The sequence below is a fragment of the Sphingobacterium sp. UBA6645 genome (genome assembly GCF_002455685.1).
Lineage (GTDB): Bacteria > Bacteroidota > Bacteroidia > Sphingobacteriales > Sphingobacteriaceae > Sphingobacterium > Sphingobacterium hotanense.
This window is the reverse complement of the sequence record NZ_DKLH01000050.1, coordinates 32,571-49,650: the sequence shown is the minus strand read 5'-3', so window position 1 is coordinate 49,650 and position 17,080 is coordinate 32,571. Positions and strand designations below refer to the sequence as shown.

Genomic DNA, 17,080 nt, shown 5'->3' with positions numbered 1-17,080 from the left:
CTTACACCCTAAAGTTATTGCCCATGCTGGGCACACAAAACAAAGAGGCGGTTTTTCAACCGCCTCTCCTGTAAATAAAGCCTAATTTACTTACAATCTCTTTACTCTAATATTTTTGAAGAATACCTCAGTACCGTGACCTAAGAAGCCGATGTGCCCTGATTTATTTTCCAATCCCGGATGGCTCTTCTTGTCGGCAGTGCCATTTTTTGTAGCCTCCTTAAGGTCGCCGTCAACAATCACTTTACCATTTACAGTAACCTTGATTTTGTTGCCTTGAACACGAATTTCCTCCGTATTCCATTCGCCAACAGGTTTCAATGAACCGCGTTTCGCAGCAATAATACCGTAAACAGAACCATGGTATTGGTATTCTTTCAAGTCTTTGTAAACCTCTGCGCCATCATCCAACACTTGGATTTCCATACCGGCATATGCAGCATCGCCATCGATCGGCGTGCGGATTCCAATACCGTTATTTGCTCCAGGCGTCAATTTGAACTCAAAGCGGTAAACAAAGTCACCATATTGATCTTTCGTATAGATGTTCTTTCCGAACTTAGCAACCGGATTCGAACGAATATATCCTTCTTTCGTAATCTCGTATGCTGCAGAGCTTGTCCACTTATCCATGTTCGTACCGTCGAACAACATTTCGAAACCTTCTTTCTTCTCCGCATCGCTCAATCTAGAAACTTCCAAACGTGGAATCTCTTTCACGTAGATATCACGATACCATACGCGCGAGCCATGCGCTTGAAGCTCAATTTGCTCCGTTGGGAAAATTGACTGATTGCGATCCCAGTAGTTTTCTAACGTAACATTATCAACAACCAGCTCGCCGTTCAACCAAACAGAAACCTTCTCTCCGACCATTTTGATCTTGAATGTATTCCATTCACCTAAAGCGTTATCCGCAACTTTCAACGGATCTTTCGGGTTTTTCGTATTGTTGTATAAACCTCCAGAACCTACTTGAGCACCTACGTTGGTACGCGAGATATCCCAAATCTGAACCTGTGGAGTTCCTCTCAAGTAAACACCTGCATCAGGCTCTTTACCCTGAGGATCTAATTTCCAGTCTACCAACATCTCAAAATCGCCGTATTGTTTTACTGTAGCGATGTTATCACCATGTCCGCTGAACACTAAATCACCATCGATGGCTTTCCAGTTCTCACGCATCTTCTGATCAGCAACAGCTTGCTTTTTCTCCAATTCCGCTTTAGACATCGCCGCACGCTTGATCGGGTTCTCTACCAAACCTTTCCATCCCGTTAGGTCTTTACCGTTAAAGATCGATACAAAACCTTGCTCTGCCGGCATTTCTGATAAATGGCGAACGATCGCTTCTCTTAGGTAAGAACTTTCGCTACCTGAAAGATTATCGGCTGCTTGCTGTAAGATACCGCGAACGTCAGAACCAACATATTCTTTGTTGTCCATCGCAATGTTCATCGCCACGTTTGAAGCCGTTCCTTTCAATTCCGGATCGTTCATATAGCGGCTAGCGAACATCATTGCTTGGTAAGTGTTCGTCGCTTGCATGCTGCTCAATGCAGATTGCTTTTGTTTTGCAGTTTGCGCTAATGCAAATGCATCGCGTAAAGTCAATGTCTTTTGTTCAGCTGATTGCTTGCTAGCATTTAATTGCTTGATTAAACCTGTAAAAATTGTATTGAACAAAGCAGGGTCTTTTTCCGTTCTCGCCAATTTGATCAAGGCCGGAAGAGCCTCCTCATTATTCCATTTAGACAATGCTTCAATCGACGAAGCTTTCAAGCCTGGGTTATTAACGTAGTTTTCTACTGCTTTTAAGGCATCAGCACCACCCACTCCCGCAAAAACCGGGAAGTATTTCGCTGCTGAAGGCGCCGAAGAACGAGAAATATTAGCCGCTAGGCGTTGAATCTTCGCGTCTTTATCTGCACTTGCTTGCAAAGCCAAGATAGCCGCTTGCTGTGCGCTCGCTAAGTCTGCTCCCTCTGCATCGTTTACCAAAGCAATAACAGATTCAAAATCCGAATTGTTAACCACATTAGGTAATGCATTGAATGCTGCAGTGCGAACTGCTGCATCGGTTGACTTCGTCAATGGCAATACCACAGCTGCCGAACTAGGGTTCATGCGTTGTGCCAAGACTTCCAATAAAAGCACCTGTGTCTTCGCGTCAGCATTCGGAAGCGCAGCATTCACTGAATCAATCGTGCCTGCATCTTTCGCCGTCAACAACATCGTTTTAATGGTCTTCACTTCATTATCAGACGCACCAGGGATTTGCTTTATTAAGAATGGAACGTTTGATCCTTTCGATAATACAGAAAGCGCATTATAAGCTGCGATTCTTGCTTCCTCATCTTTCAATTTTGGAAATCCTTTCTCGATCAATGCTACAGAACCTGCAGCATCTTTTGTCGCTAGGAAGTTCAACACACTTTCCTGTGCATCCCCATCTAGCTTGCGCATAGAGCTAGCTAATTTCAATAAGTCAGAAGCAGATGCATTGTCTGCTAGTAAACCTAAAGCTACATTGCGCAATACTTTATCATCGCTTGAAGCAAGCTTCAACAATTGTTTCTTCTGTTTTTGAGGGTTGATGTCGGTCAACACCTCTAATGCACCAACCTGAACAGCCGAGCCCTTCGCCTTACCTGCATTATTGAATAAGGTGGTCGCGAACTTGCTCGCCGCAGCTTCATCCGTTTTCGCCAATTGCTTTGCATAGTCAATCGCCAAACTCGAAGCATTTGTTTTATCGTATTGGTAATTTAACGCCTTTGCCTTATCTAAGAATAAAGCTGAAGATTGCGAACCACCAATTTTACTTAAAGCAGTTAGACCGTTCCATTGGAAATTCTCCGATGGATATTTACCGATCAATTCGATGATCTTTGCTTCCGCTTCGTTAGATTTTAAATCGCCCAAGGCAGCGATAATTGCTGTAGCCGTCTTCTCCGTAGCAGATGATGCCAATGCCGTATTCAAAGCAGCTACAGCCTCCTGCGTACGGATAGCATTTAGCACGCGCGCAGCTTTCTCTGCTAAATACTCGTCAGCAAGATAAGGTGCTACTTTAGCAATCGCATCGTTCTTTGCGCAGAACTTCAATAATTCCAAGACATAGCCCTTGTTATTGGCATCTTGTAGATTATCAAGTGCCGAAAGCAATCCCTGTACATATGTAGCGCGCTGATTTTCAAATCCTGGTTGCATCACATAGAATGCGTAAGAATTTGTCGCATATTCGATAGGTGCATTATTGCCACCCTGTGGTTTTAAGCCTAATAATAGTTTGGAAACATCATCTGCCGTGAATCCTTCAAGTTCTTTCATTGCTAAAATAAACTTAGACTGCTCCTCGGCAGGCTGTTGAGCTAAAACATCGGCAATCTTGGTTGCTGACGTTCTATTTGCAGGTTGTTGCGCATATGCAGCAACTTGTATAAATAGTAAAGCGGTTATCGTATTAAATACTTTCTTCATGATTTTTCTAGGGAATTAAAATGTCCAAGGACCTCTCATTGGTTGATTGATTAATCTGTTTGCTGCATCGTCGTTCACAAATTCTTGCTTATCCGAATCGAATTTCAAGTTTCTGTTCAAACGCAACGCCGCAAGACCTAAGTTCACTAGCGTACATGAGTAATAACCGTTTTGCTCGTTCAAAGCAAATTTCTGACGCGTACGAACTGCTTCAACAAAATCTGTAACCTGTGGAGCGGGCTCTGGGTATTGAGCTAATTTGCGCTCCAAATCTGGAATATCGGAAACGAATCCACGGTACAACTTACCGTTCGGTCCTTCGATATAAGCCTTACCCTCTTCCGTACCGGCACCATCTAAGATAATCTGGCAACCGTCAGCATAGGTATAGGTAATCTTACGCCAAGTACCTACAGCATCTGAATGCTGCTGAGGCGCATCTACCTCGATAGAAACAGGGCTCTCATTATCCTTGCCCAAGAAATATTGTACAGGATCCAGATAATGTTGTCCCATGTCTCCAAGACCGCCACCATCATAATCCCAATAACCTCTAAAGGTCAAGTGCGTACGGTGTGCGCTATATGGCTTATATGGTGCAGGACCTAACCACATCTCATAATCCAATTCTTTAGGAACCTGTTGAACTGGCAAGTTTTCCTTTCCAACCCAATAGAACTTCCAGTCAAAACCTGTATGTTTTGAAATCGTAACTTTCAATGGCCAGCCTAACATACCGGTATCTACTAATTTTTTGATCTTCTTCACCGGAACGTTCATCCCGTAGAAGTTCGCATCAAAACGGAACCAAGTATTTAGTCTAAAAATATTACCATGCTGAGCAACAGCTTCTTTTACTTTCTTACCTTCACCGATCGTTCTAGTCATCGGCTTCTCACACCAAATATCTTTTCCAGAGCGAGCAGCTTCAACTGCCATCAAACCGTGCCAGTGTGGTGGCGTAGCGATATGTACAATATCCACCTCCGGATTATTGATCAAATCTCTAAAATCATGATGCTCTTTCACACCGCCCCCAAGAGCCTTCTGTGCTAATGCTAAGTGGCGCGTGTCCACATCACAAATCGCAACGGTCTTTGTACCCGCATAGTTGAAGTGTCCACGACCCATTGATCCAACACCAATAACACCCTTTGTTAAATGGTCACTAGGGGCTAAATATCCCTTTCCAAGTACAAATCTAGGTACAATGGTAAAAGCAGCTGCCCCGATCAACGATTTCTTGATAAAATCGCGTCTAGAAGAATTATTGTTTTCTTTCATAATGTTTATGGTTCCATAGCTTAAATCGCTATTTCCCTAAAAAAGACAAGTGTATAGGTAGATTTATCATTTAGGTTAATAGCCATCCAATCATAAAAACTTTATAAATAGATTAAGTTACAAGATTATAAAATCTTTTCAGTTTTGACTTATTCAAACATGCCAAAACAATATTATTTTAAGACATGTAAAGGTGATTGATGACAAATTTAATAAAACAATCGGTTGCGTAAATAAAATATTACGAATAAACAAACCGATTTATTAAATATTTGATAACTGATGCAGCGTACCTTCGATATATATGTGGCTTTTTATTCCCATTCTACTCCCAAATCACTCCCCTTCTGAAGCGGGTCTGATTGGGTTATGAAAGGGCTTTGATTGGGTTATGAAAGGGTTATGAGTCAATTAATACCCTTCATTTTTAGGAAGCGCCAATGCAATTCATTTTGAAAATGCTTACATTTAGATAAAAATCAATCTCATGCAATTCGAAACTGCAAGAAAAAACCAACTTGAAAAGATAAAACAGACAACATTATGGGATCTCGTCATCATTGGCGGCGGAGCTACCGGACTTGGTACTGCAGTTGATGCAGCGAGCCGTGGATTCAAGGTCTTATTAATCGAGAAATACGACTTCGCGAAAGGAACCTCCAGCAAGAGCACGAAATTGGTGCATGGCGGTGTTAGGTATCTGGCAAATGGTGATATTAAGCTGGTCATTGGTGCGTTGAAAGAGCGAGGACTCATTTTTAAGAATGCGCCTCATGTTTCCTCTGCACAGTCTTTCGTTATTCCTCTCTACTCGACATTCGATAAACTAAAGTATCTGATCGGTCTAAAACTCTACGATTGGTTGGCCGGCAGCTTGCGGATTGGGAAATCTGTCTTGCTCTCGAAGAAAGAAGTGGTAGAAAAGCTACCTCATATAAAGCAGGAGGGCCTAACGGGAGGCATCCTGTACTACGACGGGCAATTTGACGATGCTCGCCTAGCGGTCAATTTAGCGCAGACTGCGATCAGCCATGGCGCAACGGTATTGAACTATATGGATGCCATTGGCATCGATAAAGATCAACATGGTAAGGTATGTGGAGTTACTTTCAGCGATACAGAAAATGGGACTACTTATAAAGCTATAGCTAAAACCGTTATCAATGCCACGGGGATATTCGTAGACGACATTTTAAAGCTGGATACCGCTACTCATAAGAACCTAGTACGTCCGAGTCAGGGCTCGCATATCGTGATCGACAAAAAATTCCTAGATGGATATGATGCATTAATGATTCCCGAAACGAGCGATGGCCGCGTACTCTTTGGCGTACCTTGGCATGATAAAGTCTTGTTAGGCACAACCGACATACCGATCAATACGCATCAGATTGAGCCTAGACCTATGGAAGACGAGATCGAGTTTATTTTGGCAACCGCCAAATCTTACTTGAATCCTTACCCTACGCGCAATGATATTTTAAGTATCTACGCGGGTTTACGGCCATTAGCTGCTCCCAAAGACAACGATACGGGCAGTACGAAAGAGATTTCTCGCGATCACAAACTCTTGGTTAGCGACTCCAATCTGATCACGATCACCGGCGGGAAATGGACAACCTACAGGAAGATGGCTCAAGATACCGTCGATGCGGCAATTAAAGCGGGAGATTTACCGCATGTTGCCTGCAGAACTATGAATCTTCCCATTCATGGTTCGACAGATCAAATTCAAGCTGGACACTGGACCTATTACGGAATCGACTATAATCAGATTCAAGCATTGATGCAAGAAGATGAAAGCTTGAAGGAACTCCTGCTCCCCGAATATGAATTTACAAAAGCAGAGGTCGTATGGTCCTGTCGCCATGAGATGATTCGACAGGTCGAAGATTTTCTTGCACGTCGTTGCAGGCTATTACTCTTGGATGCAAAGGCAGCGAAAAGAGCAGCTCCGGTAGTTGCTGATCTTATGGCCGGCGAACTAGGCAAATCGCAAGAATGGCGTGATAATCAAATTAAACTATTCAATGAATTAGCAAACAATTACCTTTTATAATACAACCACTTATAAACTTATCTGAATGAAAGAATACATTATAGCTTTAGACCAAGGTACCACGAGTTCTCGTGCAATACTTTTCAATAAAAAAGGTGAAATCGTTAATATATCACAGAAAGAATTCCAACAAATCTATCCAAAGTCAGGCTGGGTTGAGCACGATCCGCAAGAGATTTGGTCGAGCCAATTAGCCGTGTTAACAGAAGTACTCGCTAAATCAAAAACTAAATTAGATGCCATCAAAGGCATAGGCATCACCAATCAACGGGAGACCACGATTGTTTGGAATCGACGTACCGGTGCGCCTATCTACAACGCTATCGTATGGCAAGACCGTAGAACGGCTGAATATTGCGCACAATTGATCAAAGAGGGGCATTTGGATGAGGTGCAAGATAAAACAGGACTATTAATTGATTCCTACTTCTCGGCAACCAAAATCAAGTGGATTTTAGATCACGTAAAAGGAGCCCGCAAGCTCGCTGAGAAAGGCGAATTAGCTTTTGGAACAGTTGACTCCTGGTTGATCTGGAATCTGACCGATGGCAAAACACATGTGACTGACGTGACGAATGCGTCACGCAGCATGTTATACAACATCAATACTTTGTCCTGGGATCAGGATCTATTGAAGCTTTTTGACATCCCCGAGAGCATGCTTCCGGAAGTAAAGAGTTCATCAGAAATCTATGGCGAGACCTCCGGCGAATTGGGCAGTCGGAAGATTCCAATCGCAGGAATCGCAGGCGACCAGCAAGCCGCATTATTCGGACAGATGTGCTTGAAGAAAGGTATGGCCAAGAATACCTACGGAACAGGATGTTTCTTGCTGATGAATGTGGGCAATAAGCCGGTAAAGTCGAAAAATAAGTTGGTGACCACGATTGGTTGGAAGATCGGGAAAGAGGTCGTATATGCACTGGAAGGTTCTGTATTTATCGGTGGCGCTGTTGTTCAATGGCTACGCGATGAGTTGAAGATTATCAAGAAATCCAGCGATGTCGAAGCTTTAGCGACCAGCGTGGATAGTACCGACGGCGTGTATCTGGTTCCAGCTTTTGCCGGATTAGGGGCGCCACATTGGGATGCGAATGCCCGCGGAACGTTATTTGGTATCTCAAGAGGAACTTCAGATGCACATATCGCACGTGCTGCATTAGAAAGCATTGCGTATCAAACCTACGACATTTTAAAAGCTATGGAATCAGATGCGGGCGCTAAGATTAAGGAACTGCGTGTGGATGGTGGAGCAACACAAAACAACTTCCTGATGCAATTTCAAGCCGACATCTTAAAAACGAACGTCGTGCGTCCGGAAATCACGGAAACGACTGCTATGGGTGCAGCCTTTCTCGCAGGCCTTGCTGTTGGTTTTTGGAAAGACGTCAAGGAGATTGAAGCGTTATGGAAAGAAGACAAATTGATTGTTCCCACGAAATCGAACAAGCTTTCGAACAATTTGAAGGAGTGGAACCGCGCGGTTAAAGCCGTAAAATATTGGTCAGAAAACCCAGAATAAAAGAAAATCAAAACTAAACCTATTATATGAGTCCATTTGTAGCAGAATACTTAGGAACAGCAGTCATGATCCTCCTTGGGGGCGGCGTGGTTGCCAATGTGGTGCTGAAAGGCACAAAAGGTAATAACGGAGGTTGGATCGTGATAACGACCGCCTGGGCACTCGCTGTTTTTGTCGGCGTCACGATTGCGGGGCCTTATAGCGGTGCACATCTAAACTGTGCAGTGACTATCGCCAATTTAGCTTTGGGAAAATTAGATTTAGTAACGACCTTAAGTTATATCGGCGCACAATTTTTAGGCGCTATGACCGGCGCTTTTGTTGTTTGGTTGATGTATAAGGACCATTTCGATCAGACAGATGATGCCGGCGCTAAGCAGGCAGTATTTTGTACCGCTCCTGCCCTGCGCAACCCTCCAATCAACCTAGTATCTGAGGTGGTAGGAACGTTTGTGCTTATTTTTACGATTCTTCACTTTACAGATGCAAAGATGGCTGATGATTCCGTGATTGGCTTAGGATCTATCGGGGCTATTCCTGTTGCTTTTGTCGTATGGGTGATCGGATTGTCCTTAGGCGGTACAACAGGCTACGCTATTAATCCAGCCAGAGATCTAGGCCCGAGAATCATGCATGCCCTATTACCGATCAAAAATAAAGCAGGGTTTGATGCAGGTTATGCTTGGGTTCCGTTTTTAGGCCCAATTATTGGAGCCTTGTTGGCAGTAGCGCTCTATAGCTGCATATATTAGGAAGCGATGAAAAAAGGATTTTTTAAAATATTGAATAAAATAAACAAGGCGGTCTTACCTAGCTATACAAAGCTGGACCCCGCTAAACTAAGTAAGCTACAACAGGCCGTTGTAGCTTACCGATATTATGTCTTAAAAGAGTCGCTGGATTAAGCGACGGGAGTTTCATCCGCATTGGGTTGATCGCCAATAACCTTGACAATGTTTTGCGGGAAAACTACGTTCTTACCATCGAGTATATTCTTGACTTGCTCGCTAATTTCATTCTTGGTTGCCCAAAATACTTCACGCTTCGCCCAAGCACGCACAACTAACGTTATTCCTGTTTCTTTCAAATCACCTACTACGACTTCCGGCAGCGGCTTATCCAAAATACGCTCATCCGCTTTTAAAACTGACAGAACCGCTTCACGCGCTACTTTAATATTTGTATCGTAAGACACATTCAAGGTAAATTGCATACGACGGGAGGCGATCTTTGTAAAGTTCTTGATGACCGAATTGGCTAAAGGACCATTAGGCGTGAATACGCGGATACCGTCGTCGTCAATCATTGTTGTGTACAGCAAGTCGATACGTTCTACAGTTCCTGTTGCTCCTGCCGCGCTGGAAATATAGTCGCCAACATCAAACGGACGGAATAAGAGGATTAATACGCCCCCTGCGAAATTGGATAAACTACCCTGAAGCGCCATACCCACTGCCAAACCGAAGGCAGACAAAGCAGCGATAAAGGAAGTAGTTTGAATACCCATCGTACTGGCTACCGTAAGCAACAATAGACCATAAAGCGTAAATTTGATAATGCTTTTTAGAAAAGAACGAATCGAACGGTCGACATTTCTCTTCTCAAACCTGCTATCGATAAATTTAAGCGCAAATTTGATTACATAGCGTCCAACAATGAGTATAAAAAATCCAACTGCGATCTTAGGCAGCGCGACCACTACAGAGTCTACTAGTCGTTCTAAACTTCTTTCTACAGAAAACCAATTCATATATTAGTGTAATTTTTACAAAAGTAACAAAATACTGCTTCTAACCGATTAGAATGTATTATTTTAAATATCTTTAACACATGAGCTTTCTATATTTTGATAATAATGCAACCAGCCGAATGGATGATGAGGTTCTACAGGCTATGCTTCCTTATCTTCAAGAGACGTATGGGAATGCCTCCAGTGTGCAGCATAAACTCGGTCGGGCGGCAAATACAGCGATAGAACGGGCGCGAATAGATCTTGCAGACAGATTAGGCTGTACGCCAAAAGAAATCTACTTCACTTCCGGCGCGACAGAAAGCATCAGTACCGTATTAAAAGGGATTGCGCAAGCTTACAACCGAAAAGGAAAACATATTATCACCTGCAAAACGGAACACAAAGCTGTTTTGGCGACCTGTGAAAGTTTAGGCAAGCAGGGCTACGAGATAACTTATCTCGATGTTGATGCGCAGGGGAATATTGATTTGGAGGATTTAAGGAAAGCGATACGCGCGGACAGTATTTTAGTTTCTTTGATGTCTGCCAATAATGAAACTGGTGTATTACATCCGATTGAGAAAATTGCAAACATCTGCCAAGAAAAGGATGTCTTATTTTTCTGTGATGCGACACAGCATGTCGGAAAATTACCTATTGATTTACAAGAAGTAGCCATCGACATCTTATGCTTAAGTGCACATAAATTTCACGGTCCTAAGGGCATTGGTGCTTTGTTTATACGTAGAAAAAGCAAGCCGATTCAAATCCCTAGCCTCGTTACTGGAGGGAACCAGGAACATGGCTTGCGCGGTGGCACTTATGCCGTTCCGCAGATTGTGGGCATGGGCGAAGCAGTAAAACGGTTTGAATTCCATAGCCAGATTGAGACGATTAGAGATTACTTTGAGTCTGAGCTACAACAACACATAGAGGAAGCAACAGTACATGCGCGCAGTACACTGCGCATTCCAAACACAAGCAATGTATTAATCAAACACGTGCGCTCGACGGAATTGATGACTAAGGTTCCTGAAATGGCTCTATCATCCGGGTCTGCCTGTGTTTCGGGTTCACGAGATCCGTCACACGTACTTAAAGCGATGGGTATGGACGATGAAGACGTCTTTTGCAGCAGCCGCTTCAGCTTTAGTAAATATACTACAAACGACGATATTGATCTTGCGATACAACAGATCAAGCGTGCCGTAACGCAAATTCGGGAGGCGTCGCCTATTTGGCAAATGTACAAAGAGGGGCTAATTTGACAGAACTCAGATGATTTTTGAAAGATTTGGAACTTGTTTTGATTATCTTTGTACAATAAATGGAGGAAGAATAACATGGTGACCATTACAGATAAAGCAAAAGAACGTATCAGCACAATCATGCAACAAGAGAACTACGATAGCAATTATTTCGTACGTGTGGCTGTGGAAAGTGGTGGTTGTTCGGGGCTATCTTATAAGCTTAATTTTGACAACGAAGAGAAAAAAGGCGATCAGTTTTTTGAAGATAACGGTGTTAAAATCTGTTTAGATATAAAGTCTTACTTATATCTGGCAGGAACAGAATTAGACTATTCCGACGGATTGAATGGAAAGGGATTTGAATTCCACAATCCTAATGCGTCGAGAACCTGCGCCTGTGGCGAGAGCTTTTCGGTGTAAAATAATTAAAGCGGGCAAATTGCCCGCTTTTTTAATTTAATCTATTGTTTTCTGAAATAGCATTAGCGAATGCTTCCTCTCCCATTTTTCAAATTCATTTCATACGCGATAATCAATCTACTTACTAAGCCATAGCGCGCCATGCCTTCTCGTTGATTATTATGCTTTAGATATTGATCGTAAAATATTCCTGATAGATTCGTCAACCAGCCTGTATAACTCTCCCAGTATAATCGATCTTTCTTTAAATCGCTTTTAATGTCCTCTGAGAGCTTCGCTTTATATTTTTGAAACATAGGCTCATCAACAAGATAAAGTGATCTTAAAAGGTATTGTATGCTTTCGTAATAGGCTGCATACTGAAACCAGGGATCTTGATGATTCCGAAGCTTGACATAAGCGATGAAATTACATTCATCTTCCAATCCAATACCCATTTGATGTGCCAACTCATGAGTAACCGTAAAAGGATAGGAAGTTATAGGCATATCGACATTTGCATGCGCTTCATTACTGAACGGATTAAGATAACCTGATGTTCCAAAGGATGATATCATAACAGAACTTAATGGTTTCTTAATGTGGATCTGAGTTTTACTGAGCATAGAGAACTCTCGATCATCCCGCATCAGCACTTCTATTTGTGTGTTGACGGCGGTTCGCACTTTGCGGTCCAGATCTAGTTTTCCTCGCAAGCTATTCGCTAACTGTATCTGCTCTTCCAATACGCCTAGATGATCTTCCAGAAGAATAGTGTCGACCGATAGCTGAAGTTGCTTGCTGACCGGGAATCGATAATAATTGATCGCCCAAGCCAAGTGAAAGAATATATACAGGGACAGCGCCGTGCTAATTAATGTCAATACTCCTCGCCAAGCGGAATGAAACTGTTTTTTGAACAGGACAACTATGGTTCGAACGACGAGATAGAGCAGGAATAGGACAATAGCAAGATAAAGCAGATCTCCTAGGCTAACGGGCAGCAGTCCGAATATCAATTTCGGGAGGTATTGATAGAATGGGTAGAAAGCTCGACTGTAAACAGCCTCTACCCTTTCGGAATCTGTTACAAACCAATTCAACAGCAAGATAAGGGCTATACAAATCCCTAACCAGATATAAAGCGATTTCGTTGATTTGTTGGATTTCATTTCCTTAGTCGGATTCGTTTTCGAAATATAACTTATAATAATTCATTCCCTTATCCTCATCGTATCCTTTTTCCAAATATTCACGCTTTCCATGCACGTATATATGGAAATTCTTATCGAGCTTGATTACCGATTTATAACTGGACGCCATCTTTTTTACAGCATTGCCTGCGATATCAAAATTGGATTGGAATGGGGTATCGAATTCCTCCTCAAAAGCAGATTTATAATCCTTAAATAAGGAAACAGCGTCCGGATTTTCAATCACCTCCGTATTGAACTCTTCTTCATCAAATTCTTCTTTTGACTTAAAGTAGTTCATTGAGCGGTTCAATAGGTCGATTTTATCCGCTTTATCCATTTCAAAAACTTCATCTAGCTTTTCATTGACAAAGTTCTTGTAAACTTTCATGATGTTTCCTGTTTGTTGGAAATTATCATTGCGGACGCGCAGTTTTAAGAAATCATCTTTCCAATATACCGCTTCCGATCCGTTCGTCTGATCGAGGCATAACACCTTAAATCCTTCTTCGGATTCGGTATTGACAATAACCACACCCTTGTCCAATTTATTAATATTGATGGCTTGTTCTTCATAGTTTACTCCTAGACCATCAGCCTGAGGATAAACTTTAAGATAAGCTTCCTTATTTTCTGATTTAAAGATACCTATTGCCTTATGCTCCTCGCCTTCCAGCTGCACGTTGTCCAAGGCTACGACATATACCTCGCCAGATTTGATCTTCGGATGCTCCGACACTTCAAATAGATATTTCGTGATGGATTTGGAGAAATCGATGAAGTTTACCTGTCCTTCAAAAAAGCGCTTAGAATAACTATACACCTCATTGAATTCTAGATCATCATTGGGATGGTAGAATCTGTAGATTTCCGATTGCTTAGCAAAAGGTTTCATGAAATATTGCATCAGAAGTCCGGTCAGGACTTCATCTGAAGCGACATCCACTTCAACGTCCGACAAGGTCAAATACTCGTCCTGGCTTTTGTTGCCGACATGATGAATAATAAGGTTTTCGAAGTTTGCGTCTTGATGAAATAACATGCTTGTTTTTTATAAATCGTAAATATGTATTGCAGAACGGTAGGTATTGACATGAGCATTGACGATATCTTTGATATGTACGGAATATCCGCCACCCATGCTAACTTCCACGGGTATTTGTCTGCTCTTGCAAGCATTGAATACAAGGTCGTCCCTTTTTCTACACCCTTCCTGCGTTAGTTTAAATTTGCCAAGTTTGTCGCTAGCCAATATATCGACACCAGCCTGATAAAAGACAAAATCGGGCATCACCTGATTAAATACAGCCTCAAGTTCTGACGATAGGAGCGACAAGTAAGCCTCATCCTCGATGCCATCCGACAAACCGATATCAATATGCGATTTTTCCTTTTTAAATGGAAAGTTCTTCTCGCCATGTATGGAAAAAGTAATAATATCAGGATGATCTTCAAAAATATGAGCGGTTCCATTTCCCTGATGCACGTCAAGGTCGATAATCAAGATCTTTTTAGCGAGTTTTTGACTGTACAGATATGCGGCGGCAACGGCCTGATCGTTCAGTAAACAGAAGCCTTCGCCGAAATCTCTACCCGCATGGTGGGTTCCGCCTGCAGTGTTAAAGGAGACACCGGCATCCATCGCTGCAAAACATGCCTTAATTGTTCCATCAACGAGATAACGTTCGCGATCCACCAAAGCCTGTGTCATCGGGAAACCAATACGGCGAACCATCTTAGGGTCTAAGGTCAACCCCAGTAGATCATCTACGTAAGCCTTATCATGTGCTAAATAAACGATTTCGCGATCTACTAAATCGGGTTCAAAGAAGTTGTTACGATTAACCAAGCCTTCATAAATCAATTGCTCTGGAATAAGTTCGTACTTCATCATCGGGAAGCGATGTGTCGCGGGCAATGGATAAATGTAGGCGCTATGATGAGCTATTTTTAACAATTGTGCAAATTTGTCACGAATATAACCAATCAGCAATCAATAAAAAACCCTTGTGGAAAAAGCGGATATGCCTCCTTTTTCCGATAGGCCTGGTTTATAAGCAACGAGATTGTTATATCGTATATTTTTTAATCTCATTTTTTTTAAATAGATTTATTACAAATAGCATAGCGTAATCCACAATGCGCTGCTATATAACCATTTGTAAACAAATTGAAAGGAAGGAGACAATATGTTTAACAAGAAACATCAGGGATCTGGTTCAGCACATTCCGCTGGGCGAAATCATCCTTTTATAAAAAGTATCAAGAAGACAGGCTTATTGGATAAACCGAAGTTAGTTCTAAAGGAAATTGTAGAACATCTGAAGGCCAATCGCTTTGAATACAGCAAAAATTAATATTTAAAACGAAATTAAATATATGCTGTTATTAGCTATAGAGTACTAAATAAGAAGAGTATGACTATAGATATTGATTCATTGCTTGATGCGGAGATCATCAAAACCGAGGAGGATTCTAGGACACAGACTTTAGATGTAACGTTGCTATTGGATGCTGCAGAGCCTGCCAATACGCATCAGAAGAAGTTGCGATTTGAGCATGTGACCTTTTATTCCCGTTCTGAAATTCCGAAAGAGGGATATCCGGTGATTTTGGAAATCAGTGAGGTAGTGCCGGAGATTGAAAAGAGTTTCGATAATGATCAGTCGCGCAGAAGATTTAAGATAGACACTACGTCAGGCATAGTGATATTGGAATTCGCAACCTGCTATTTAGTTGATTAATTCCGTATCTTTCGATGAATTAAACAATCCCAACATTGCTGATAAATATACACGCCCATTCCATCAGTACCTCATCTGCTGATGAGTTCGTACTACCAAATTGCATTGTTTCCAAAGATTATCTTTATGAACAGTCTTGTTCAGCAGGTATCCACCCATGGTATGTCGATCTTAACGAGGAAGTGCAATGGGAGGCATTAGTAAAGTATGCTGAAAAACCTCAGGTAGTAGCGATTGGAGAATGCGGGTTAGATAAGCTGTGCAGTACAGAATGGAATCGGCAGGTTCAGATATTCGAAAAGCAGATTACACTCGCTAATGAGCTTAAAAAGCCTTTGATCATACATTGCGTTCGAGCATACCACGAGGTATTTACCTCCCTCTTGAGAAAGCAAGTGGCCGTCCCGGTCATTTTTCATGGTTATGAACGGAATTGGCCATTGGCGGAACAATTATTAAAGAACAAAAATTACTACCTCTCCTTCGGTGCTGCTATCTTAACGGGCAATCTAGATGATGTTATCAAACAGATTCCTATGCACAGGTTTTTCTTAGAAACTGACGATAAACCAACGAAAATCTCAGATATTTATGCTTATTTTTGCCGAGCCAGAAAATTGTCTACAAAACAAGTAGAGGATCAGATTATGGCAAATTTTAATAGCATTTTTAAATCAACTTAAAATCAATGAAGGATTTATCTTGGCTTTCTCGCACCGAGGCGTTGGTGGGACGAGAAGCACTAGAAAAGTTAGCTAATTCACATGTAATGGTATTGGGTCTCGGCGGTGTGGGCTCTTTTGCCGCCGAATTTATATGTCGGTCGGGCGTGGGAAAGATGACCATCATCGACGGTGATACCGTAGACCCTAGTAATAGGAATAGGCAGTTGCCAGCTTTGGCAACAAATCATGGCGAAGCGAAAGCGGAGATTATGCGCGAACGCTTGTTGGCTATCAATCCGGAATTAGAGCTTAATGTAATCCAAGATTTTATTCTTCCACAGAATATCCCTGGTCTTCTTGAATTAAAACCGGACTACTGCGTGGAAGCTATTGATAGCATCACACCGAAACTATTTTTTATCCGTTTGGCCTTGGAGGCGAAAGTACCTTTTGTAAGCTCGATGGGTGCGGGTGGTAAACTAGATCCTACGAAAATTAGGATTGCTGATATTGGAACGACTTATAATTGTAAACTAGCACAGCATATCCGCAAAAAATTAAAGAAGCATGGAATTCGTAAAGGCGTAAAGGTGGTGTTCTCCACCGAATTGCCGGATAAGGATTCCTTGTTGTATACTGACGGCAGCAACTTTAAGAAATCAGCCTACGGGACAATGTCTTATCTGCCGGCAGCATTTGGAGGAGCATTAGCCTCCGTTGCGATTCAAGATTTAATGAAAAATATATAG

The 17,080-nt window shown here is 42.1% G+C and carries 14 protein-coding genes; 8 read left to right on the top strand and 6 right to left on the bottom strand.

Going from position 1 to position 17,080, the window contains the following annotated elements:
- Positions 1-90: 90 nt before the first annotated feature.
- Both B2400_RS09700 and B2400_RS09695 read right to left on the bottom strand, forming a co-directional pair.
- Positions 91-3,483 (bottom strand): DUF1080 domain-containing protein, encoded by a 3,393-nt coding sequence (locus B2400_RS09700; RefSeq protein WP_293932988.1) that lies wholly within the window; start codon positions 3,481-3,483, stop codon positions 91-93.
- A 15-nt stretch (positions 3,484-3,498) separates the two neighbouring features.
- A complete protein-coding gene (locus B2400_RS09695) occupies positions 3,499-4,767 on the bottom strand; it encodes a Gfo/Idh/MocA family oxidoreductase (RefSeq protein WP_260044829.1) in 1,269 nt (422 codons plus the stop codon).
- Between the two features lie 487 nt (positions 4,768-5,254).
- Between B2400_RS09695 and B2400_RS09690 the strand changes: the two genes are divergently transcribed.
- The 3 genes from B2400_RS09690 to B2400_RS09680 are packed head-to-tail and all read left to right on the top strand — an operon-like array spanning position 5,255 to position 9,100.
- A complete protein-coding gene (locus B2400_RS09690) occupies positions 5,255-6,826 on the top strand; it encodes a glycerol-3-phosphate dehydrogenase/oxidase (protein ID WP_293932985.1) in 1,572 nt (523 codons plus the stop codon).
- 25 nt (positions 6,827-6,851) lie between these two features.
- Positions 6,852-8,348, top strand: coding sequence for a glycerol kinase GlpK (gene glpK, locus B2400_RS09685; RefSeq protein ID WP_293932983.1), 1,497 nt, complete (start codon positions 6,852-6,854; stop codon positions 8,346-8,348).
- Positions 8,349-8,374: 26 nt separating this feature from the next.
- Entirely contained in the window at positions 8,375-9,100 is a 726-nt protein-coding gene (locus B2400_RS09680; protein WP_149526211.1) for an MIP/aquaporin family protein, read from the top strand.
- Positions 9,101-9,249: 149 nt separating this feature from the next.
- On the opposite strand, the gene B2400_RS09675 is transcribed toward B2400_RS09680, so the two are convergent.
- A complete protein-coding gene (locus B2400_RS09675; RefSeq protein ID WP_293932980.1) occupies positions 9,250-10,098 on the bottom strand; it encodes a mechanosensitive ion channel family protein in 849 nt (282 codons plus the stop codon).
- A gap of 80 nt (positions 10,099-10,178) precedes the next feature.
- On the opposite strand from B2400_RS09675, the gene B2400_RS09670 reads away from it, so the two are divergent.
- Positions 10,179-11,348 carry a cysteine desulfurase family protein gene (locus tag B2400_RS09670; RefSeq protein WP_293932978.1) on the top strand — a complete coding sequence of 390 codons (1,170 nt, stop codon included), beginning with the start codon at positions 10,179-10,181 and terminating at the stop codon, positions 11,346-11,348.
- A 75-nt stretch (positions 11,349-11,423) separates the two neighbouring features.
- The gene (locus B2400_RS09665; RefSeq protein WP_149526214.1) at positions 11,424-11,750 is read left to right on the top strand and encodes a HesB/IscA family protein; all 327 of its coding nucleotides are present in this window, start codon (positions 11,424-11,426) and stop codon (positions 11,748-11,750) included.
- Positions 11,751-11,812: 62 nt separating this feature from the next.
- On the opposite strand, the gene B2400_RS09660 is transcribed toward B2400_RS09665, so the two are convergent.
- Genes B2400_RS09660 through B2400_RS09650 form a run of 3 tightly spaced genes read right to left on the bottom strand, consistent with a single transcriptional unit; the run spans position 11,813 to position 14,816 of the window.
- Positions 11,813-12,901 (bottom strand): DUF3810 domain-containing protein, encoded by a 1,089-nt coding sequence (locus B2400_RS09660; RefSeq protein WP_293932975.1) that lies wholly within the window; start codon positions 12,899-12,901, stop codon positions 11,813-11,815.
- A 4-nt stretch (positions 12,902-12,905) separates the two neighbouring features.
- Positions 12,906-13,964 (bottom strand): nucleoid-associated protein, encoded by a 1,059-nt coding sequence (locus B2400_RS09655; RefSeq protein ID WP_293932973.1) that lies wholly within the window; start codon positions 13,962-13,964, stop codon positions 12,906-12,908.
- Between the two features lie 9 nt (positions 13,965-13,973).
- Complete coding sequence (locus B2400_RS09650; RefSeq protein WP_293932971.1) at positions 13,974-14,816, bottom strand: histone deacetylase family protein; 843 nt, start codon at positions 14,814-14,816, stop codon at positions 13,974-13,976.
- 523 nt (positions 14,817-15,339) lie between these two features.
- On the opposite strand from B2400_RS09650, the gene B2400_RS09645 reads away from it, so the two are divergent.
- From B2400_RS09645 to B2400_RS09635, 3 genes are read left to right on the top strand one after another with little or no spacing between them, the layout of a single operon-like run.
- Positions 15,340-15,666 carry a hypothetical protein gene (locus B2400_RS09645; protein WP_260044809.1) on the top strand — a complete coding sequence of 109 codons (327 nt, stop codon included), beginning with the start codon at positions 15,340-15,342 and terminating at the stop codon, positions 15,664-15,666.
- A gap of 35 nt (positions 15,667-15,701) precedes the next feature.
- Positions 15,702-16,349, top strand: coding sequence for a TatD family hydrolase (locus tag B2400_RS09640; protein WP_293932968.1), 648 nt, complete (start codon positions 15,702-15,704; stop codon positions 16,347-16,349).
- A 5-nt stretch (positions 16,350-16,354) separates the two neighbouring features.
- Positions 16,355-17,080 carry a tRNA threonylcarbamoyladenosine dehydratase gene (locus tag B2400_RS09635; protein ID WP_286652372.1) on the top strand — a complete coding sequence of 242 codons (726 nt, stop codon included), beginning with the start codon at positions 16,355-16,357 and terminating at the stop codon, positions 17,078-17,080.

Excerpts from the sequence above, each read along its gene's own strand:
- B2400_RS09665 (WP_149526214.1), top strand. The coding sequence starts at position 11,424 with ATGGTGACCATTACAGATAAAGCAAAAGAACGTATCAGCACAATCATG.
- B2400_RS09645 (WP_260044809.1), top strand. The coding sequence starts at position 15,340 with ATGACTATAGATATTGATTCATTGCTTGATGCGGAGATCATCAAAACC.
- B2400_RS09660 (WP_293932975.1), bottom strand. The coding sequence starts at position 12,901 with ATGAAATCCAACAAATCAACGAAATCGCTTTATATCTGGTTAGGGATT.
- B2400_RS09695 (WP_260044829.1), bottom strand. The coding sequence starts at position 4,767 with ATGAAAGAAAACAATAATTCTTCTAGACGCGATTTTATCAAGAAATCG.
- B2400_RS09635 (WP_286652372.1), top strand. The coding sequence starts at position 16,355 with ATGAAGGATTTATCTTGGCTTTCTCGCACCGAGGCGTTGGTGGGACGA.
- B2400_RS09700 (WP_293932988.1), bottom strand. The coding sequence starts at position 3,483 with ATGAAGAAAGTATTTAATACGATAACCGCTTTACTATTTATACAAGTT.
- B2400_RS09675 (WP_293932980.1), bottom strand. The coding sequence starts at position 10,098 with ATGAATTGGTTTTCTGTAGAAAGAAGTTTAGAACGACTAGTAGACTCT.
- B2400_RS09650 (WP_293932971.1), bottom strand. The coding sequence starts at position 14,816 with ATGATGAAGTACGAACTTATTCCAGAGCAATTGATTTATGAAGGCTTG.
- B2400_RS09690 (WP_293932985.1), top strand. The coding sequence starts at position 5,255 with ATGCAATTCGAAACTGCAAGAAAAAACCAACTTGAAAAGATAAAACAG.
- B2400_RS09670 (WP_293932978.1), top strand. The coding sequence starts at position 10,179 with ATGAGCTTTCTATATTTTGATAATAATGCAACCAGCCGAATGGATGAT.
- B2400_RS09680 (WP_149526211.1), top strand. The coding sequence starts at position 8,375 with ATGAGTCCATTTGTAGCAGAATACTTAGGAACAGCAGTCATGATCCTC.
- B2400_RS09655 (WP_293932973.1), bottom strand. The coding sequence starts at position 13,964 with ATGTTATTTCATCAAGACGCAAACTTCGAAAACCTTATTATTCATCAT.
- glpK (WP_293932983.1), top strand. The coding sequence starts at position 6,852 with ATGAAAGAATACATTATAGCTTTAGACCAAGGTACCACGAGTTCTCGT.